Source organism: Stutzerimonas sp. FeSN7 (genome assembly GCF_030263795.1).
GTDB lineage: Bacteria > Pseudomonadota > Gammaproteobacteria > Pseudomonadales > Pseudomonadaceae > Stutzerimonas > Stutzerimonas stutzeri.
This window is the reverse complement of the sequence record NZ_JARPMN010000001.1, coordinates 2,966,706-2,985,371: the sequence shown is the minus strand read 5'-3', so window position 1 is coordinate 2,985,371 and position 18,666 is coordinate 2,966,706. Positions and strand designations below refer to the sequence as shown.

The 18,666-nt window shown below is 66.7% G+C and carries 17 protein-coding genes; 6 read left to right on the top strand and 11 right to left on the bottom strand.

Annotation, left to right across the window (positions count from 1 at the left end; all coding sequences use genetic code 11):
- Positions 1–127: 127 nt before the first annotated feature.
- Positions 128–601, top strand: coding sequence for a MarR family winged helix-turn-helix transcriptional regulator (locus P5703_RS13990; RefSeq protein WP_014596231.1), 474 nt, complete (start codon positions 128–130; stop codon positions 599–601).
- Between the two features lie 6 nt (positions 602–607).
- Here P5703_RS13990 and P5703_RS13985 read toward each other — a convergent pair whose 3' ends face one another.
- Genes P5703_RS13985 through egtB form a run of 3 tightly spaced genes read right to left on the bottom strand, consistent with a single transcriptional unit; the run spans position 608 to position 4,635 of the window.
- Positions 608–2,377, bottom strand: a complete 1,770-nt coding sequence (locus tag P5703_RS13985; RefSeq protein ID WP_125866483.1) for a S8/S53 family peptidase — start codon at positions 2,375–2,377, stop codon at positions 608–610.
- Positions 2,378–2,380: 3 nt separating this feature from the next.
- Positions 2,381–3,343 (bottom strand): L-histidine N(alpha)-methyltransferase, encoded by a 963-nt coding sequence (gene egtD / locus P5703_RS13980; RefSeq protein WP_279641680.1) that lies wholly within the window; start codon positions 3,341–3,343, stop codon positions 2,381–2,383.
- Between the two features lie 2 nt (positions 3,344–3,345).
- Positions 3,346–4,635, bottom strand: a complete 1,290-nt coding sequence (gene egtB / locus P5703_RS13975; protein WP_279641679.1) for an ergothioneine biosynthesis protein EgtB — start codon at positions 4,633–4,635, stop codon at positions 3,346–3,348.
- 153 nt (positions 4,636–4,788) lie between these two features.
- On the opposite strand from egtB, the gene P5703_RS13970 reads away from it, so the two are divergent.
- Positions 4,789–5,604, top strand: a complete 816-nt coding sequence (locus tag P5703_RS13970; protein ID WP_279641678.1) for an OBAP family protein — start codon at positions 4,789–4,791, stop codon at positions 5,602–5,604.
- 9 nt (positions 5,605–5,613) lie between these two features.
- On the opposite strand, the gene P5703_RS13965 is transcribed toward P5703_RS13970, so the two are convergent.
- Both P5703_RS13965 and P5703_RS13960 read right to left on the bottom strand, forming a co-directional pair.
- Positions 5,614–6,309 carry an SDR family oxidoreductase gene (locus P5703_RS13965; RefSeq protein ID WP_014596235.1) on the bottom strand — a complete coding sequence of 232 codons (696 nt, stop codon included), beginning with the start codon at positions 6,307–6,309 and terminating at the stop codon, positions 5,614–5,616.
- Positions 6,310–6,318: 9 nt separating this feature from the next.
- Entirely contained in the window at positions 6,319–6,624 is a 306-nt protein-coding gene (locus P5703_RS13960) for a hypothetical protein (RefSeq protein WP_125875587.1), read from the bottom strand.
- 117 nt (positions 6,625–6,741) lie between these two features.
- Here P5703_RS13960 and P5703_RS13955 point away from each other — a divergent pair, with 117 nt between their 5' ends.
- Positions 6,742–11,061 carry a DEAD/DEAH box helicase gene (locus P5703_RS13955; protein ID WP_285587528.1) on the top strand — a complete coding sequence of 1,440 codons (4,320 nt, stop codon included), beginning with the start codon at positions 6,742–6,744 and terminating at the stop codon, positions 11,059–11,061.
- 10 nt (positions 11,062–11,071) lie between these two features.
- Here P5703_RS13955 and P5703_RS13950 read toward each other — a convergent pair whose 3' ends face one another.
- Complete coding sequence (locus tag P5703_RS13950) at positions 11,072–11,935, bottom strand: DUF6279 family lipoprotein (RefSeq protein WP_011912621.1); 864 nt, start codon at positions 11,933–11,935, stop codon at positions 11,072–11,074.
- A gap of 178 nt (positions 11,936–12,113) precedes the next feature.
- Between P5703_RS13950 and P5703_RS13945 the strand changes: the two genes are divergently transcribed.
- A complete protein-coding gene (locus P5703_RS13945) occupies positions 12,114–12,302 on the top strand; it encodes a hypothetical protein (protein WP_013982273.1) in 189 nt (62 codons plus the stop codon).
- Positions 12,303–12,325: 23 nt separating this feature from the next.
- Here P5703_RS13945 and P5703_RS13940 read toward each other — a convergent pair whose 3' ends face one another.
- From P5703_RS13940 to P5703_RS13920, 5 genes are all read right to left on the bottom strand, one after another.
- Positions 12,326–12,877: a hypothetical protein gene (locus tag P5703_RS13940; protein ID WP_125459693.1), complete on the bottom strand. Its 552-nt coding sequence runs from the start codon at positions 12,875–12,877 to the stop codon at positions 12,326–12,328.
- 78 nt (positions 12,878–12,955) lie between these two features.
- Positions 12,956–13,726 carry a PAAT family amino acid ABC transporter substrate-binding protein gene (locus P5703_RS13935; RefSeq protein ID WP_200631120.1) on the bottom strand — a complete coding sequence of 257 codons (771 nt, stop codon included), beginning with the start codon at positions 13,724–13,726 and terminating at the stop codon, positions 12,956–12,958.
- A gap of 118 nt (positions 13,727–13,844) precedes the next feature.
- A complete protein-coding gene (locus P5703_RS13930; protein ID WP_011912624.1) occupies positions 13,845–14,570 on the bottom strand; it encodes an RNA pseudouridine synthase in 726 nt (241 codons plus the stop codon).
- An 84-nt stretch (positions 14,571–14,654) separates the two neighbouring features.
- Complete coding sequence (locus tag P5703_RS13925; protein ID WP_013982276.1) at positions 14,655–14,834, bottom strand: PFL_1563 family small protein; 180 nt, start codon at positions 14,832–14,834, stop codon at positions 14,655–14,657.
- Between the two features lie 48 nt (positions 14,835–14,882).
- Entirely contained in the window at positions 14,883–15,023 is a 141-nt protein-coding gene (locus tag P5703_RS13920; protein ID WP_155416511.1) for a hypothetical protein, read from the bottom strand.
- Between P5703_RS13920 and P5703_RS13915 the strand changes: the two genes are divergently transcribed.
- The gene (locus P5703_RS13915; RefSeq protein WP_285587510.1) at positions 15,012–16,160 is read left to right on the top strand and encodes a PQQ-dependent sugar dehydrogenase; all 1,149 of its coding nucleotides are present in this window, start codon (positions 15,012–15,014) and stop codon (positions 16,158–16,160) included. The genes P5703_RS13920 and P5703_RS13915 overlap by 12 nt on opposite strands.
- Before the next feature lie 155 nt (positions 16,161–16,315).
- On the top strand, positions 16,316–18,649 hold the full coding sequence (locus P5703_RS13910; protein WP_213918774.1) for a glucose/quinate/shikimate family membrane-bound PQQ-dependent dehydrogenase: 2,334 nt from the start codon (positions 16,316–16,318) through the stop codon (positions 18,647–18,649).
- The last annotated feature ends 17 nt before the right edge of the window (positions 18,650–18,666 follow it).

The following is an 18,666-nucleotide window of genomic DNA, read 5'->3' as shown; positions in this document are numbered from 1 at the left end:
CCTAAGTTCAGCTTTTCGGACCAGCGCAGCGGCGCTGGATCGGCGTGTGGCCGGGTCAGTCATCTTTTTACACCAAAGCAAAAAAATGCTTTGATGTCAAAGTGAGTGGGTCAATAAAAGCGTGATTATGGCTGAGCAAACAGTTTCAAATGAAATCAATGCGCTGGAGGTTCAGGCCTTCGAACTGCCGCTGTTCCAGGCCATGCGCCGGCTGCAGCAGGATGCCGAAGTGCATGCCAAGCGTCTGGCGCGTTACGGCGGCCTGAGCCCGGTGCAGCTGATGATCCTGCAGGTGCTGGCCGGTGAAGGCCAGATGACCGCCAGCGCCCTGAGCCGGCGTGTGAGCCTGACCGCCGCGACGCTGTCCGGTCAGCTCGATCGACTCGAGGAACGCGGGTTGCTGCAACGTCAGCGCGACGACCAGGACCGCCGCCGCCAATGGCTGCTGCTCAGCGACAGCGGCCGGGAATTGCTGCAGGACGCTCCGGCGTTGCTGCCGCCGGAATTCCGCACACGTTTCGCCGCGCTGCCGCCGTGGGAGCGCCACGCGCTGACGGCGGCCTTGCTGCGTGCCGCCGAGCTTTGTGGCGATATGGAGTGACGTGGCCTAGCGCGTGTTCTCCAGGCTCTTGACCGTCAGTTCCAGGGCCTTGCGCATGTCGAGCCGAGCCGAGCGGCCGACATCGTTGTCATCCAGCCGATAGCCGCGCTCGGACGGCAGGATCGGCGCGGTAAGGTCGTCCGCCTCGGCCGGTTCGAAGTCCGAGTCGCGGCCGATGGTCATGGCGCTGCGGCGCAACAGTTCACGCACCTGATCGGGTTCGAGCTCGGGATTGACCGACAGCATGGCCGCCACCGCGCCGGCCACCAGCGGTGTGGCGTAGGAAGTGCCGCAGTGCACGTCGCCGCGCTGCTCTGGATCGAGCGTGGCGGCGCGCGTACAGGCTGCGGCAGTGATGTCCACACGCATGTCGACATTGGATGACTTGCGCTTGCGCACATAGTCCGGGTGTTCCACCGAAACATCTTTCTTGTCGTTGCGCTCGTGGCCGCCGACCACCAGCAGCTGCTCGGTGATGAAGGACGACGGCAGGCGATAATCGTCGCGCCCGGAGTGCGCCGACCCGTTGCCCGCGGAGTTGATCACCAGCACGTCGGGATGTTCGCGGCGCAGCCAGAGGAAGAATTCTTCCAGCAGCTCCTCGTAGCCGCTCATGGCGATGCCCGAGCGCAGCAGCGAATCCACCGGTTCACCTTCCACGTCCACCGTGCCGATGCGATGGATGCCCCAGCTCCAGTTGAGAATCCGCGCGCCGTCTTCGACCAGATTCACCGAGGCCGCTACATTGGCGGTGATGCCGGCGTCCGAGTTGCGCTCGACGATCACCTCGAAGCCCGGGCCGGTGCCGTCCAGGGAGGCGAGAAAGCCCTGGTCTCGGGCGTCACTGGCGTGAGCGGCGAGGATGCCGGCCACGCTGCTGCCGTGGTTGTCCGGCTTGTCGGCGTCGCGGGCATAGAGGCAGGTGCGCTGCTGGCGCGGATCGCAGGGCTGGAGGTATTCGGCGAAGTGCGGGGCGTCGAAGTCCACCGCGCGTTCGATGATGCCAATGCGTACCGGCGCGCGGTCGGCGGCGCGCTGGTCATCCGGGATGCGCTCGCGGTAATAGTCGACAGCATCGAGAAAGCGGTTGGCCGCCCATTCGCGATTCTGCCGGCGCGGCCGTTCCTGTTTGTCCTGTTCGTCGCTTTCCGCGGCGGATTCCTCGATCACCACGGCATCTACGCCGACCTCGCTGCCAAGGCGCAGCACCATGGCATCGCGCTCGGTCAGGTCTTTCACCGGCAGGCGCAACTGGTAGGTATTGAGCGGCGGGATGGCACCGACTACCTCGGCGCCGTACTTTTCGGACAGCTGGCGGGCCTTCTCCAGACCTTCGTGGTCTTCCTCGATGATCAGGCTGACCAGATCGACATAGGTGGTGAGGTCATCCATGTTGCGCGCCACCTCGTCGGGCTTGGCGGCGAGTACCTGGCTGCGACCTGCCGAGAGCCAGACCGGATTGCTGCGCTTGCCGTCGTGCTCGATCCACAGCGGGCCGCTGCGGACCTGGTCGGCGGGCAGGGTCAGACGCAGCTGATTGCCGTCGCGGCTGATCTGCTCGGCGGGCAGCGCCTCGCCGCTCAGCTTCAGCTGCACGTCGGCACGGGGCAGGCCTCGGGCATTCAGGCACCAGCTAAGCGCGTTCTCGGCGAACAGATCGCCGCACCGCGTGAGCTGGGCGATGCGCAGTTCCTCACTGGCAGCCACCGGGCCGGTGGCCATGGCCCCGAACATGGCGAGGCCGAGGGCGAACGAAGCAGGTAATCGACACGTCATGGGTCAGCGCCGTTGCAGGTAGTTGACGCTGAACAGCCCGCGCGGATCGGTCCACTGGCCGCGGCAGTCGAAGCCGGCGGAGTCGGCCAGGGCGGCAAAGGAGTCCAGCGTGTACTTGTAGGAGTTTTCCGTATGCAGGCTCTCGCCGGCATCGAAGTGAAAACGTCGGCCCTCGATGGTCACATCCTGCGCCTCGGGGCTGATGAGGTGCATCTCGATGCGCGATTCGCCCTCGTTGAAGAACGCCCGATGGACAAAGCGCGACGGGTCGATGTCACTGTCCAGCTCGTTGCGGATGCGCTGCAACAGGTTGAGGTTGAACGCGGCGGTGACATGGGCGCGGTCGTTGTAGGCCGCTTCCAGCACCGCCCGATCCTTGACCAGGTCGACGCCGATCAGCAGCCCGCCGCCGGCCGGGAGCACGTCGTGCAAACGCTGCAGGAAGGCCCTGGCCTCGGCGGGGGTGAAGTTGCCGATGCTCGAGCCGGGGAAGAACACCAGCGGGTGCTCGCTGGAGAAGTCGTCCGGCAGGTTCAGTTCATGGGAAAAGTCGGTACAGGCGGCATGCACCTCCAGCCAGGGATAGTCCGCCGCCAGCCGTTGGGTGCTGCTGAGCAGGAAGTCCTCGGAGATGTCGATGCCCAGGTAGCTGGTCGGGTGCAGCGCCTCCAGCAGTAGGCGGACCTTGCGGCTGGCGCCGCTGCCCAGCTCGATCAGGTCGCTGTGAGGGCCGGCGATGTCGAGGATGTCGTTGGCCGCCTCGGCAAGAATTTGTTCCTCGGTGCGGGTGATGTAGTACTCCGGCTGCCGACATATCTGCTCGAACAACTCGGATCCGCGCCGATCATAGAAGAACTTCGGTGACGCCCACTTCGGCGTGGCGGCGAATCCGGCCAGGGTCTCGTCGCGCAACGAGGCCTCATGCGGCTGCTGCAGCTGGTCGTGAAAATGAATCGCCAGGGCCATGCTCAGAGTCCTCGTGCCAGGCGCAGCCCGGCGAACTGCCAGCGCATCGCCGGCTGGAAGAAGTTGCGGTAGGTGACCCGCACGTGGGATTCCGGCGTGGCGCAACAGCCTCCGCGCAGCACCATCTGGCCGGACATGAATTTGCCGTTGTATTCACCGAGGCTGCCTTCCAGCGGGCGGAAGCCGGGGTAGGGCAGGTAGGCGCTGGCTGTCCATTCCCAGACATCGCCGAACAGCTGCAGCGGGCCGTCGTGGCCGGTGGGCGCGGCGACCGGTTGCAGGTAGTCGCTCTCGAGAAAGTTGCCACGTAGCGGCTGGTCGGCCGCCGCCATCTCCCACTCGGCCTCGCTCGGCAGGCGTGCGCCGGCCCAGCGTGCATAGGCATCAGCCTCGTAGTAGCTGACGTGGCAGACCGGTGCTTCCAGGTCCAGCGTGCGCAGCCCGCCCAAGGTCATTTCATGCCAGGCTTCGTCTTCTCGCAGCCAGTACAGCGGTGCGTTCCAGCCGGCCTGCTGGATCAGGTCCCAGCCGTCGGAAAGCCACAGCTCCGGCCGGGCGTAGCCGCCGTCAGCGATGAACGACAGGTACTCGCCATTGGTTACCAGCCGCTCGGCAAGCTGGAAATCCTCGACGAACTGGCGATGCCGCGGTGTTTCGCAATCGAAGGCGAAATCACTGCCGGCATGGCCGATATGCTGCACCCCACCGGCGTAGTCATACCAGCGGGGGCGCGCCGGGCGGCTCGGCAACGGGCTGGCCAGGTCGTCGCGATAGACCGGATGCAGCGGGTTCTGCCCCAGGATGTGCTTGATGTCCATCAGCAGCAGTTCCTGATGTTGTTGCTCGTGCTGCAAGCCCAGCCCGACCCGCCGGACGATCTCGGCGGCCTGCTCGCGAGGCGGGTTGGCTAGCAGCTCGCCGATTGCCTGGTCCACCTGCTCGCGGTAGCGATAGACCTCCTTCACCCCGGGGCGGGAAAGCATGCCGCGTCGTGCCCTGGGGAACGGCACGCCGTGGGTCTGGTAGTAGGAATTGAACAGAAAGTCGTAGGCCTTGTTCTGGCATCGATAGCCCGGCAGGTAGGGCAACAGTACGAATGTCTCGAAGAACCAGGTGACATGAGCCAGGTGCCATTTCGGCGGGCTGACCTCCGGCGTGCTCTGGATCACGTAGTCCTCGATCTGCAGAGGCGCGCAGATCGCCTCGCTGGTCGCGCGTACCTGCCGATAGCGCTGCAGCAACTGATCGAGCTCGGCCAATGCCGGATGCGGCTGTTGTGCCAGGTTGCCCATGGCTGTCCCCCCTAGGTGCTTGCGCGACCGAAACGGCCTCCCATAGCGACACGGGGCACAGGGCAAAAGTTTCTGCCGGGCGGGTAGGCCGTGGTGAAGAAATGCATCGTGCACGTGGTCACTCCCTCTATGAGCAAAGCAGGAGATCGAACGATGCGAAAGTCACTGGTCCTTTGTAGCGCGGCCGTTCTGGGGGCCTGCGGGCAGCACGACACCGCACCCTACACCGAGGCGGCGGGCGCGCCGAAAAGTACCGAGACCCGTGCGCTGGAGGCCGGCGCCCGATTGCTGCAGGGCCAGGCGCCGCTGAACGCGGTCAGCGCCTATCTCAACGGCTTCCATTTCTACAACGGCGACATGAACGGGCAGATGGAGGCGCATCACTATGTCACCCGCCTCAACGAGGAGGTGATGCAGGCGCTGATCTATGACGGCAACGGCCGCGACGCCAAGCTGATGGGCGTGGAATACATCATCAGCGCACGCCTGTTCGAAACGCTGCCGGAAGAGGAAAAGAAGCTCTGGCACAGCCACGACTATGAGGTGAAGTCCGGCACCCTGGTTGCGCCCGGCCTGCCTGAGGTGGCGGAGCGGCAGCTGATGGAGCAGGTGGTCAGCACCTACGGCAAGACCTGGCATACCTGGCACACCGATCGCGACAAGGAGCTGCCCTACGGTATTCCGGCGCTGATGATGGGCTTTACCGCCGACGGCCAGCTCGACCCGGCGCTGGAAATGGCCCGTGACGAGCGCCTGGGTGTGGATACCCAGGCCAGGCGCCGTGACCGCGAATCGATCGTGCAACCCGAGGTCGACCCGGCTGCCAATGCCTGGGAGAAGGGCGAGGTCATCCAGTTGCAGCGGGTGCGTGGCGCGGGTGAACACCGGCATGGCGATACGGCCGGACCGGCGGAGATCAACGAGTCGGGCCGCCTGCGGCAACAGCAGCAGCGCAGCGACCCGCACTGAGCGCCGCGCCTATTGCTTGTCCTGCAGGGGCGGTGTCGGGCGGATCAGGATTTCGTTGACATCCACATGGGCCGGTTGCGACAGCGCATAGACCACCGCACGGCCGATGTCCTCCGGTTGCAGGGCATAGGCCGGCGGCTCGTCGAACAGTGGCGTATCGACCATGCCCGGCTCGATCAGCGTGACCCGTACACCGCTGCCGCGCAGCTCCTCGCGCACGCTCAGGCCCATGCCGGTCACCGCCCATTTGCTGGCGCTGTACATCGAACCGGGAATGACGAAGCGCCCTGCCGCCGAGCCGGTGAGCAGCAGATGGCCGCGGCTGGCCTTGAGCGCGGCGAGTGTGCAGCGCAGCGTCAGCCCGACGCCGTAGACGTTGGTCAGCAGCATCTCCTTCCATACCGCCGGGTCGGCCGCGCTGAAGCCGCCTTCGCTGCCCGGTATGCCGGCGTTGGCGTAGACCGCATCGAGCTGGCCGAAGCGCTCCAGCACCTGCTGCACCATTGCCTGCTGTTCGGCGTAGTCGGTGACGTCGCAGCGGATGGCGATGGCGCGCTGCGGACCGATTTCATCAACCAGCCGCTGCAGCTTGTCCGCCGAGCGCGCGGCAAGTGCCAGGCGATAGCCGGCCTTGGCGGCCTGGCGCGCGGTGGCCGCACCGATCCCGGACGAGGCGCCGGTGATCAACAGAACGGGATCGCTCATGCCGCCTCCTCAGTAGTTCGGAGTGGTTTCCGGAATGGCGCTGGCGTCGGTGATGAAGGGCATCGTCCAGGGCTCCAGGGTGCAGCCCTTGTCGATCAGCTCCTGGCGGGTCTGCTCGATGACCTGGGCCATGCGCAGCGGGTCGGCGTAGTCGCGCACCTGCGCCACCCGGACGAGTTCTTCGCCGCTGCCGTTCATCACGGTGAAACCGAAGCTGTCGTCTTCGGGGTTGGCGCTGGTCACGCAGCCACAGGGCAAAAAGGCTTCCGAGGCCAGTTGCATCGCGTCGTCCAGGCTCAGGGGCGTTGTGGTCATGATCGTCTCCGTTGCGTTGCCGTTGTCTGGAGTTGACCGCCATATGCCGGTGCCGTTTCCCCACAGCCGACCGGCTGTCGCTTGTGCTATGGCAGGCGCGGCACCATATTCATCGGCATGAGCATGCCTGCCCCCGATCCGCTGTGCCGCTTCCATCCCGCCGTGGCGGGCTGGTTTTCCCGCAGCTTTCCCGCCCCGACACCGGCTCAGGCAGCAGCCTGGCCGTTGGTACGCGCCGGTCGCTCGACCCTGGTCGCCGCGCCGACCGGTTCGGGCAAGACGCTGACCGCCTTTCTCGCCGCCATCGACGCGCTGGTGCAGCAGGGCCTGACCGAGAGCGGGCTGGTCGACGGCACCCAGGTGCTCTACGTGTCGCCGCTCAAGGCGCTGTCCAACGATATCCATATCAACCTCGAGCAACCGCTGGCCGGCATCGGCGCCGAGCTGCAACGGCTCGGCCTGCCGCCGGTGGACATTCGCACCGCTGTGCGCACCGGCGACACGCCGCAGGCCGAGCGCAACGCGATGCGCAAGCGGGTGCCGCATATCCTGGTCACCACGCCGGAATCGCTCTACGTGCTGCTCGGCTCCGAGTCCGGGCGGCAGATGCTGCGCGATGTGCGCAGCGTGATCGTCGACGAGATCCACGCCATCGCCGGCAACAAGCGCGGCAGCCACCTGGCGTTGTCGCTGGAGCGGCTGGAGGCGCTCTGCGAACGACCGCTGGTGCGCGTCGGGTTGTCCGCCACACAGAAGCCCATAGACGCGGTTGCGCGCTTTCTGGTCGGAACCGAGCGCCCTTGCGAGATCGTCGATATCGGCCATGGCCGCGCCCGCGACCTGGCGCTGGAAGTCCCGCCGGTGCCGCTGGAAGCGGTAATGAGCAACGATGCCTGGGCGCTGGTCTACGACCGTCTGGCCGCGCTGGCCGGCGAGCATCGGACCACCCTGGTGTTCGTCAACACGCGCCGCATGGCCGAGCGCACCACCCGCCATCTGGCCGAACGGCTGGGCGGCGCGGTGGTGGCGGCGCACCACGGTAGCCTGGCGCGCGAGCAGCGGCTGACGGCCGAGCAGAAGCTCAAACGCGGCGAACTGCGGGTGCTGGTGGCCACCGCCTCGCTGGAACTGGGCATCGACATCGGCGACGTGGAACTGGTCTGCCAGCTCGGCTCGCCGCGCTCGATCGCCGCCTTCCTGCAACGAGTAGGGCGCGCCGGCCACCAAGTGGCGGGCGTATCCAAGGGGCGCCTGTTTCCCAGCTCGCGTGATGACCTGATCGAATGCGCCGCGCTGCTCGATGCCGTACGCCGCGGCGAACTGGACACGCTGAGAATTCCCCCGGCCCCGCTGGACGTGCTGGCCCAGCAGATCGTCGCCGAGGTATCCAGCCGTGAATGGCAGGAGGACGCGCTGCTGGCGCTGCTGCGCCGGGCGATGCCCTATGCGGTGCTGGATGACGACACTTATCAGGCGCTGCTGAGGATGCTCGCCGAAGGCTATACCACTCGCCATGGCGCGCGCGGCGCCTATCTGCATCGCGACCTGGCGACCCGCAGCCTGCGCGGCCGCCGCGGCGGGCGGCTGACCGCGCTGACCTCCGGCGGCACCATCGCCGACAACTCCGACTACGCCGTGCTGCTGGAGCCGCAGGGGCTGAACATCGGCACGGTGAACGAGGATTTCGCCGTGGAGAGCCTGGCCGGGGACGTGTTCCAGCTCGGCAACACCTCCTACCGCATCCTCAAGATCGAGGCGGGGCGGGTGCGCGTGGAGGACGCCCAGGGCATGCCGCCAAGCATCCCGTTCTGGCTCGGCGAAGCGCCAGGGCGCAGCGACGAGCTGTCCTCCGCGGTCGCCCGCCTGCGCGGGGAAATCGACCAGCGCCTGGCCAGCGCCGAGTCGCAAGCGGCCGAACGCCTGCAGCCGGTGATCGATTGGCTCGCCGGTACCCCGGGCATCCCACGCGAAGCCGCGCAGCAGATCGTCGAATACCTGGCCCGAGCGCGGGCGGCGCTGGGCGCGTTGCCGACCCAGCGGCGGCTGATCATGGAGCGCTTCTTCGATGAGTCCGGCGGCACCCAGCTGGTGATCCACTCGCCCTATGGCAGCCGCATCAACCGCGCCTGGGGCCTGGCGCTGCGCAAGCGTTTCTGCCGCACCTTCAACTTCGAGCTGCAGGCGGCAGCCACCGAGGACGCGATCATCCTCTCGCTGTCGACCAGTCACAGCTTCGCGCTGGATGAGGTCTGGCGCTACCTGCATTCGGCCAGTGCCGAACAGGTGTTGATCCAGGCGCTGCTCGACGCGCCGCTGTTCGGCGTGCGCTGGCGCTGGATCGCCACTACCGCGCTGGCCCTGCCGCGCATGGCCGGCGGGCGCAAGGTGGCGCCGCAGCTGCAGCGGATGAAAAGCGAAGACCTGCTGGCCACGGTGTTCCCCGATCAGGTGGCCTGCTTGGAGAACATCGTGGGTGAACGGGAGATTCCCGACCACCCGCTGGTGCGCCAGACCCTCGACGACTGCCTGCACGAGGCCATGGACAGCGAGGGTTGGCTGTCGCTGCTGCGGCGCATGGAGAGGGGAGAAGTCGAGCTGCTGACACGTGACCTGCCGGCGCCGTCGCCACTGGCCATGGAAATCCTCGGCGCGCGCCCCTACGCCTTTCTCGACGACGCCCCGTTGGAAGAGCGACGCACCCAGGCGGTGCTCGCCCGTCGCTGGAGCGATCCGGAATCGGCCGACGACCTTGGCGCGCTGGACCCCGAGGCGATAGCGGCGGTGGGGGCGGAGGCCTGGCCGGAGGCGCGCAACAGCGACGAGCTGCACGAGGCGCTGACGGCGCTGGGCTGCATCGCCGAGGCCGAGGCGGCGGGGCAGCCGCACTGGCTGCAATGGCTCGCCGAGCTGGCCCGCGCGGGGCGGGCGACACGCCTGCAGGTGGCTCACGACCGCGCGCTCTGGACCCCGCTGGAGCGCCTGGCCTGGCTGCGTTCGATCTATCCGCAGGCGGCCTGCGAGCCGCGTCTGCCATTGCCGGCCGGCTATGACCAGCTGCTCGACGAAGAGGAGGCGCTGGTGGAACTGATCCGCGCCCGTCTGAGCGGTTTCGCGCCGCTGCCGGTGCCGCTGATCGCTAGACCGCTGGCCCTGCCGGCCTCGGCGGTGGCGCTGGCGCTGACCCGTCTGGAGGCCCAGGGCTATGTGTTGCGCGGGCGCTTCAGCCCGGGAGCGAGCGAGGACGAGTGGTGCGAGCGGCACCTGCTGGCGCGTATCCATCGCTACACGGTCAAGCGCCTACGCCGCGAGATCGAGCCGGTGGAGCTTGCCGACTGCATGCGCTTTCTCGCCGACTGGCAGCATCTGTCGGCGGGCACCCGCATGCAGGGGCGCGAGGCGCTGGGCACACTGGTCGAGCAGCTGGAAGGCTTCCAGGCGGCCGCGACGGCCTGGGAAAGCGACTTGCTGCCGGCCCGTCTGAAGGATTACGGCAGCACCTGGCTGGATGAGCTGTGCCGCTCCGGTCGCATTGTCTGGACGCGGCTGTCCGGGCGTCTCAAGGCCAGCGGCGGGCCGGTACGTGGCACGCCTATCGTACTGTTGCCGAGGCGCCAGCTCGGTGCCTGGCATGCATTGGCCAGCGACGCGCCCGCGCCGGAACTGTCATCGCGGGCGCAGCGCGTGTTCGATTGCCTGCAGACCCATGGCGCGCTGTTCTTCGACGAACTTCAGCACGATGCCCATCTGCTGCGCAGCGAACTGGAGGACGCCCTGGGCGAACTGGTGGCGGTCGGGCTGGTGAACGCCGACAGCTTCGCCGGCCTGCGTGCGCTGCTGACGCCGGCCAGCAAGCGTTCGCGCACGGCGCGGCGAACCCGCGGAGGCGCCTTTATCGGCGGTATGGCCGACGCGGGGCGCTGGGCGCTGGTGCGCAAACCTGCCGAGGCCGAGGAAACGACCGGCCGCTCCGGCTTTTCGGCTGAGGCGCTGGAGCATATTGCCCGCGTGCTGCTGCGCCGTTACGGCGTGGTGTTCTGGCGACTGCTGGCGCGCGAGGCGGACTGGCTGCCGCCCTGGCGCGAGCTGTTGCGGGTCTACCACCGGCTGGAAGCGCGTGGCGAGATCCGCGGCGGGCGTTTCGTCGCAGGCGTGGCGGGCGAGCAGTTCGCCCTGCCGGAAGCGCTGGCGCTGTTGCGTGAGGTGCGCAAGCGGCCGTTGGCGGGCGAGCTGCTGGCGGTCTCGGCGGTCGATCCGCTGAATCAGTTGGGGACGCTGTTGCCGGGCAGCAAGGTGCCGGCGCTGCCGGGCAACCGCATCCTCTACCGCGATGGCGTGCCGCTGGCGGCGCTGGTGGCGGGCAAGCCGCAGTGGTTGCTCGACCTCGACGAGCCGGCGCAGCGTGAGGCCCTGCGCCGGCTGACCTCGACGGGGCGCTGAGGCCCGGTCGTCAGCCGGCCTGGGCCAGGCACTTCAGACTGCCGAAGTCGCTTTGCAGCTGCGTCAGCCGTCCGCTCAGATGGGCGCGCTGGCCGTCGTCGGCCAGGCGATGGAGGTCGGCCACCAGTTCCAGACCGGCCTGTTCTGCGCGTTGCAGCGCCGCGCGGTCATCTTCGTTCAGCAGCGCTTCGCGATCCTGCAAGAGCCGGGCGATACGCTTATCGAAATCGGCGCCGTGGCGCTGCTCGACGGCGGCCAGCAGCATCGCCTGCCATTGCTCGCGGTTGCGCAGCCAGCGGCTGTTCTGCTCGCTCAGGGTGTGCGCCCAGCGCAGCACGCGCTGGCGCTGCTGCGCGTTCAGCGGGCCGAACCAGTACTGCAGGCGCTCCTGCATGCGCTCGGCGCGTTCGCGGATCTGCTGCTCCAGGGGCGGCTCGAGGTACTTCTCCCGGTGTTCACGGCGGTTCTCGTCCAGCGCCTTGCGCAGTTCCTCGACTTGCGCGTCGTTCAATGCCCGCAGCAGATCGGTGGCGGTCGGGGTGACCTCCACCGCGATGCTGTGCATGGCGTCGCGTACGCCGCGGTAGTGTGGCTCCAGATCGCTCGGCTCGAGTTGGCCGTCGGCACTGCTTCGCTCCAGCCGGTCAAGCCTGGCAAGGAGTTCCGGCAACTGCGTGCTGCAGTGCCAGGCCAAGTGTTCGCGCAGCCGTTGGCGCAGTTCGCGCTGCTGGGTGCGGTCCAGGTCCAGGTAATCATTGAGTGTCCAGGGAATCAGCGTGTCGAGATTGCGGTAGACCAGGGTTGCGCGGCTGCAGCCGACCAGCAGGAAGGTGCAAAGCAACATCAGCAGAAACAGGCGGCTGGTGGAGCGCATCGTCTTTCCTCAGCGGGCGGCACCTGTGTGTGTAGAGCCCAGCTGCCGCCAAGGGTTCTGGCTCGGTCCGTTTCGTCGATCGGGACGAGCAAAGCGTGCCGGCTTGTGGTCTGCATTGCATGGGGCCGGCTCCGCGGCGCGGACGGCCGTCTTGTCTCAGTAGCAATGGAGAAACGCCATGACCTCGCAGATCAAGCACCTCAGCGGCGAAGACGTACCCAAAGCCTGGCGCCCGACCTGGGCCGTATGCTGGGTGGTGGAACTGAACGGCACCATCGTTGGCGGCCCTTACGCCACCGAAGCGGAAGCGCGCGCGGTCGCCGACGGCGAAGAGGAACCGCGGATTTCGCAGACCCCTGCGCCCTGATCGCTCCTCGCCAGCCCGCGATGCTAGCGTGCCTGCTCCAGGCAGTGTTGCGGGCATGGTGCCTGGTACGGCACAGAGGGTGGCGGTGGCGCAACCAGCTGATCGACCAGTTCCAGCGATTTGTCGAACGATGGGTAGCCGCTGCGCGCGACGTCCAGTTCGCCGTAGGCCTGTCGATAGCCCTCGGCCCTGATCGGGTCCGCCTGCTCGATCAGATAGGGCTCCTGGTAGATCTTGTAGAGCAGCGCCACCGCGTGCGGATGGCCCTTGCGCTTGGCCTTCTCCAGCAATTGCAGCACTTCGGAGGGCTCCGGGCCCTGACGGATCAGCAGCAGTGCCTGGTAGAACTCGGTCTCACCGCGCCGATCCAGCCGCGCGCTGCGATCGAGCAGGGCCTGGGCCAGTTCGTAGCTGTCTTCATCACCGACCGATATCAGAATCTTGGCCTGCATCAGATCGTTCTGGTACAGCAGACGCTCGGCGCGACAGCCGCCGTCGTCCCAGGCGCGATCGCAGGATTGGCTGGCGCAACCGCCGAGAGTCAACAGCAGGCCGAAGAGCAATGCCTTTTTCATGGCTGAATTGGTACTCCGTTCTCTTTTCGCCAGTATGGGGCGTGCCTGCTTCGATTCGCCAGTGCGGCTTACGTTCGCTTAGAAATTGGGGCAGGGCGCGTTCATCTGTTGCAGGCCATAGCGTCGCAGCAACGTCTGCCAGCGGGCACTGTGCGGCAGGTCGGCGACAAGCTGCTGGATGTACTGCGTGGTCGCGGCGGGCAGGCTGGCAGTCATGAGCACGTGGCGGTCGAACACGTACAGGGGGCTCGGTGAAACGTGCAGCTGCGCTTCTGGCACCTCGGTCAGGCTGTAGAACAGGCGTGACGAGCGGGGGATGAGGGCGACATTGATGCGCCCTGAGAGCAGCTTGTTCAGATTCTGCAGGTCCGTATGCACGTCTTCGCGGCGGATCAGCCCCTTGTCGATATCCGCCTGCAGCGTGCGATAGCGATGCCCGAGGATTCCGCCCAGGCGCAGGCCGTGCAGCGAGCGCGGGCCGTCATAGTCGACCGGAGCCGCCCGCCGCGAGACGAAATCCTGAATGTCGCAGAGCAGCGGTCGCGTCCAGCTGGCCCGAGCGGTTAACCGTTCGGGAAAGAACTCCGGTGTGGCCCATAAAAGAATGCCCGGTTCGTTGGCGGCGAGCCGGGCATCGAGTCGCTTTCGCGGCAGCTGCGTCAGGCGGAATTCGTAACGACCCTGGTTGGTCGGGTGCTCGTTGAGCAGCTGTACCAGGGTTTCGGACAGGCCGGGGCTCTGGCCGGAGGCGAACGGCGGAGAAGGTTGATAGGCCCAGACAGTGACAGGCTCGGCCGCCTGGGTATGCAGCGATAGAAGAATCAGCAACAAGAGCAGCAGTTTCTGCATCGCGGTCCTGTCTTGGAGGGTGGGTCGTCGTGGCGAATTGCCCCGGCCCAGCGCTCAAGACTGATTCAGCGCGGCGGGCAAGGCAAGCGCGCTCCGCCGACTGGTGCAGGCGGCAGCGTCAGAAACGCTCGTGTTCGCCGAGAAAGCGCCAGTGCCCCACCGGCAGCTTGGCCATCGACAGTCGGCCGATGCGTATGCGCTTGCTGGCGACGACGCGCAGGCCGATGGCCTCGCAGAGCATGCGAACCTCGCCTGGTGCGGGTTCCTTGACCACCACGCGCAGGCGGTTTTCGCTCTGCCAGCTGACCTTGGCCTTGGGCAGGATCCTGCCACGATGCCCGATTCCCTTGGCCAGCAGCGCCAGGCCACCTTCTTCGGCTTCGCCGCTGACCTCGACGACGTACTCCTGCTCGAGTTTGTTGCGCGTGTCGCCGAGCAGGCGGATCACTTCACGCTGCTGGCTGAGCACACTCAGGCCGCTAGCATCGGCATCCAGGGGCAGCAGCAAGGTATGGCGCAGCAGGTGACGCTGCAGTGGTTCGGTGCGGGACGGATCATCGGCCCAGTGCTCGCTGGCCTGCAGCGCACGGCGGGGGCCATCGTTATCGCTGTCGATCGGGAGTTCGGCTGGCTTGTGCAGCAGCAGCGTCACCGGGGCGATTTCCTTCGCCGTGGCGCCGGGCTGCAGTTCGATACGTTGCTGCGGACCTACCTTGAGGAAGGGCGCTTCGACCAGCTCGCCGTCGACAGTGACCCAGCCGCCCTCGATGTACAGCTCGGCCTCGCGCCGGGAACAGCCGAATTGCTCGGCGACGCGTTTGGCAAGGCGCACGGGATCGGTCATGGGATGCTCGGAGAAATCAGGAAGGAGGTGGAACGCGGCGAGCCTGTACAGAGCGGCTCGCCGAAAGCGGTTCGTGTCAGCGCATCACTTCTTGCTGATGGTGATCTGCCGGGACGGGCCCTGGGTCTGGCCACTCACGCCGTTGGGGATGGTCTGGATCTCGCCGCCGGCCTTGAGGAACGCGGCCATCTGCTCTGCCAGGGACTGGCTGGTTTCGGTCGCGGGTTCGGGTTTGCGCTTGGCGCTGGTGGTCTTGGTGGCCATGGATCGCTTTTCCTTCAATCAGTCGAACCGGGCATTATACAGATTTGATCAAATTTTGTTCAGCTTTTTACGGTCGGTCATTTCTTGAAGCGTTTTCGCAACCACCGAGCCGACGCTCTGGTCTTCAATGAAGCGGCGTATCTGGGAATCACAACGCCCCATCACCGGAGGACCTTCATGCTGCGTCAAGCCATTCGCACCACGCTCTGCGGTTTCTTCATTGCCGCTTCGTTCCAGGTTGCCGCTGAAACGCAACGCTTTCCTAGCGAGGCGGGGCAGATAACCGTCAAGGAGATCGCCGCGGGGCTGGAGAACCCGTGGGGGCTGGCCTTTCTTCCGGATGGCGAGCACATGCTGGTGACCGAGCGGCCCGGTCGGCTGCGGCTGGTGGGGCTCGATGGCAGCCGATCGGAACCGCTGGCTGGCGTGCCGGACGTATTCGCCCGCGCGCAGGGTGGCCTGCTCGATGTCCGGCTGTCGCCGGCGTTCGAGCAGGACCGCCTGGTCTATCTGAGCTACGCCGAGGTTGGCGAGGACGGCAAGGCCGGGACGGCCGTCGGCCGCGGCCGGCTCAGTGATGATCGATCCCGGCTGGAAAACTTCGAGGTGATCTTCCGCCAGCTGCCCAAGCTGTCCAGCGGCATTCATTTCGGCTCGCGGCTGGTCTTCGATGGCAACGGCCATCTGTTCGTGGCGCTGGGCGAGAACAACCAGCGCTCCACCTCGCAGGACCTCGACAAGCATCAGGGCAAGGTGGTGCGCATCGGCCTGGATGGCAGCGTGCCCGACGACAATCCCTTCGTGGGGCGCGACGGCGTGCGTCCGGAAATCTGGTCCTACGGCCACCGCAATCAGCAGGGGGCCGCGCTCAATCCCTGGAGCGGCGTGCTCTGGACGCACGAACATGGCCCGCGTGGTGGCGACGAGATCAACATCCCTCAGGCCGGCAAGAACTATGGCTGGCCGCTGGCGACCCATGGCATCAACTACAGCATGCTGCCGATCCCGGAGGCCCAGGGCAAAACCGTGAAGGGCACCGAGCCGCCTCATCACGTCTGGGACAAATCCCCGGGTATCAGCGGCATGGCGTTCTACGATGCCGAGCGTTTCCCGGCCTGGCAGCGCAGCCTGTTCATCGGCGCCCTGGTGGACCTGTCGCTGATCCGGCTGCAGCTGGATGGCGATCGGATCGTCGGCGAGGAGCGTCTGCTCAAGGACCTGAATGCGCGTATCCGTGACGTGCGTGTGGGGCCGGACGGCTTCCTTTACCTGCTCACCGATGCCGCTGACGGCAAGCTGCTGCAGGTAGGGCTGGACAGCAACTAATCGCCGGGGCAGCGGCGGGCAGGCGGCCTGCTCCGCCGCACTGCCGTTTCCATGGAGCATTCCCGCTCATCGCCTGTCCCATTCCAGTGATGGCCGTCTGTGCCGGTCATCTGGAATGTGTGCAGGTCGAATAACAAGAGCGAGGAGTTGGCGCCGTGGCAGTAGTCATCAGCGGATTGTTCTGCATCATCGTCGGGCTGGCGCTTGGCGTCGGCGGTGCAAAGGTCATCAGCCTCGGCGGAACCTGGTACTTCGCCATCCTGGCGGCCGGCTTTCTGCTGGCCGGTGTCCTGCTGCTGATGCGCCGCCGCACGGCGCTGTGGGTGTATGCCCTGCTCATGCTCGGTGCGCTCGGCTGGGCGTTGTACGAAGTCGGCCTGGACTGGTGGCAACTGGCGCCACGCGGCAGCATCATCGCGCCGCTCGGCCTGTGGCTGCTCACACCATGGATCGCGCGTCGCCTGGGCTGGCAGCATTTCGGCTTCCGTGCCTGGGGTGGTGCAGCGCTTCCGCTGATGCTGGCGGTGTTGCTCTGGGGTGTGGCGGCCATCTATGCGGTGGGGCGCGACAGCCATGACATCAAAGGCATGCTGCCGCCGCCATTGGCCGAGGCGCCTGCCGTCGACGACAGCGTGCCGGAGGGCGACTGGCATGCCTACGGGCGTACCCAGCATGGCCAGCGCTATTCGCCGTTGGCGCAGATCACTCCGCAGAACGTCGAGCGCCTGGAGCCGGTCTGGCACTACCAGACCGGCGATCTGCGCGGTCCGGACGACCCGGACGAGACCACCTACGAGGTCACTCCGCTGAAGGTCGACGACAGCCTCTACCTGTGCACGCCGCACAACCTGGTGATCGCCCTGGATGCCGAGACCGGCGAAGAGCGCTGGCGCTTCGATCCCAAGGTGCCGCATTCGGTCAACCGCCAGCACCTGACCTGTCGCGGGCTTTCCTATCATGCCGCTCCCGCCTCCAGCCAGGCGCAGAGCTGTCGCCAGCGGCTGTTCATGCCCACTGCCGACGCCCGGTTGATCGCGCTGGATGCCAGAACCGGCGAGATATGCCCCGGCTTCGGCGACAACGGCGAAGTGGACCTGTGGGCCAACATGCCCCACGTAAAAGAGGGTTTCTACTACTCGACCTCTCCGCCGGTGGTCGCGCGCGACCGGGTGATCATCGGCGGTGCGGTGAACGACAACGTGCGCGCCAACGAGCCGTCCGGGGTCATCCGCGCCTATGACGTCTATACCGGCAAGCTGCTGTGGAACTGGGACCCGGGCAACCCCGACGAGACCGCGCCCATCGCTGCCGGGCAGACCTACAGCGCCAGCAGCCCGAACAGCTGGAGCATTTCCAGCGCGGACGAGACGCTGGGGCTGGTCTACATTCCGCTCGGCAACCAGGTGCCGGATCAGTGGGGCGGGCGGCGCAGCGAGAACAGCGAGCGTTTTTCCTCCTCCATCGTGGCGCTCGACCTGGATAGCGGCCAGCTGCGCTGGGTTTTCCAGACCGTGCGGCACGACCTCTGGGACATGGACGTGCCGGCACAGCCTAGCCTGATCGACATCCAGACGGAGGAGGGGCCGGTGCCGGCGCTGGTGGCGCCGACCAAGCAGGGCGACATCTATGTGCTGGACCGCCGCACCGGCGAGCCGATCCTGCCGGTGCGGGAGGTGCCCGCGCCACAAGGTGCGGCCGAAGGCGACTGGGTCGCCAGGACGCAACCTGCGTCGGCACTGTCCTACGAACCGCCGAAGCTGCAGGGCAAGGACCTCTGGGGTGCCACGCTGATCGACCAGATGATGTGCCATATCCAGTTCCATTCGCTGCGCTACGAGGGACGCTACACGCCACCCTCCACTCAGGGCACGCTGGTTCATCCGGGTAACTTCGGCGTCTTCAACTGGGGTGGGGTGGCGGTCGATCCGGTACGCCAGATGGTATTCAGCACACCGGCGTACCTGGCCTTCACTTCGCGGCTGATCCCGCGTGAGGACGACGAGACGACCTATGTCTCGGACAAGGAGCCGTTTCTCAACGAGAACTTCGGCTCGCCATTCGCGGTGGAACTGGAGGCCTTCGTATCGCCGATCGGCTTGCCGTGCACCGCGCCGCCGTGGGGCTATGTGGCGGGCGCCGACCTGCGCACCGGCAAGACCCACTGGCTGCGCAAGAACGGCACCGTGCGTGATCGCTCGCCGATTCCGCTGCCGTTCAAGATGGGAGTACCGAGCCTGGGCGGGCCGATGGTCACCGCCGGTGGCGTGGCGTTTCTCAGCGGCACGCTGGACTACTATCTGCGTGCGTACGACGTCAGTACCGGTCGCGAGCTGTGGAAGGCGCGCCTGCCGGCTGGCGGCCAGGCGACGCCGATGACCTACCAGAGCCGTTCCGGGCGGCAGATGGTGGTGGTGGTCGCCGGCGGGCATGGCTCGCTGGGCACCAAGGCAGGGGATTCAGTCATCGCTTATGCCTTGCCGCGCCGCTAGAATCGCCGCCTTCATCA

Excerpts from the sequence above, each read along its gene's own strand:
- P5703_RS13940 (WP_125459693.1), bottom strand. The coding sequence starts at position 12,877 with ATGAAAAAGGCATTGCTCTTCGGCCTGCTGTTGACTCTCGGCGGTTGC.
- P5703_RS13990 (WP_014596231.1), top strand. The coding sequence starts at position 128 with ATGGCTGAGCAAACAGTTTCAAATGAAATCAATGCGCTGGAGGTTCAG.
- egtB (WP_279641679.1), bottom strand. The coding sequence starts at position 4,635 with ATGGGCAACCTGGCACAACAGCCGCATCCGGCATTGGCCGAGCTCGAT.
- P5703_RS13935 (WP_200631120.1), bottom strand. The coding sequence starts at position 13,726 with ATGCAGAAACTGCTGCTCTTGTTGCTGATTCTTCTATCGCTGCATACC.
- P5703_RS13955 (WP_285587528.1), top strand. The coding sequence starts at position 6,742 with ATGAGCATGCCTGCCCCCGATCCGCTGTGCCGCTTCCATCCCGCCGTG.
- P5703_RS13915 (WP_285587510.1), top strand. The coding sequence starts at position 15,012 with ATGCTGCGTCAAGCCATTCGCACCACGCTCTGCGGTTTCTTCATTGCC.
- P5703_RS13960 (WP_125875587.1), bottom strand. The coding sequence starts at position 6,624 with ATGACCACAACGCCCCTGAGCCTGGACGACGCGATGCAACTGGCCTCG.
- P5703_RS13965 (WP_014596235.1), bottom strand. The coding sequence starts at position 6,309 with ATGAGCGATCCCGTTCTGTTGATCACCGGCGCCTCGTCCGGGATCGGT.
- P5703_RS13945 (WP_013982273.1), top strand. The coding sequence starts at position 12,114 with ATGACCTCGCAGATCAAGCACCTCAGCGGCGAAGACGTACCCAAAGCC.
- egtD (WP_279641680.1), bottom strand. The coding sequence starts at position 3,343 with ATGGCCCTGGCGATTCATTTTCACGACCAGCTGCAGCAGCCGCATGAG.
- P5703_RS13950 (WP_011912621.1), bottom strand. The coding sequence starts at position 11,935 with ATGCGCTCCACCAGCCGCCTGTTTCTGCTGATGTTGCTTTGCACCTTC.
- P5703_RS13985 (WP_125866483.1), bottom strand. The coding sequence starts at position 2,377 with ATGACGTGTCGATTACCTGCTTCGTTCGCCCTCGGCCTCGCCATGTTC.
- P5703_RS13970 (WP_279641678.1), top strand. The coding sequence starts at position 4,789 with ATGCGAAAGTCACTGGTCCTTTGTAGCGCGGCCGTTCTGGGGGCCTGC.
- P5703_RS13925 (WP_013982276.1), bottom strand. The coding sequence starts at position 14,834 with ATGGCCACCAAGACCACCAGCGCCAAGCGCAAACCCGAACCCGCGACC.
- P5703_RS13930 (WP_011912624.1), bottom strand. The coding sequence starts at position 14,570 with ATGACCGATCCCGTGCGCCTTGCCAAACGCGTCGCCGAGCAATTCGGC.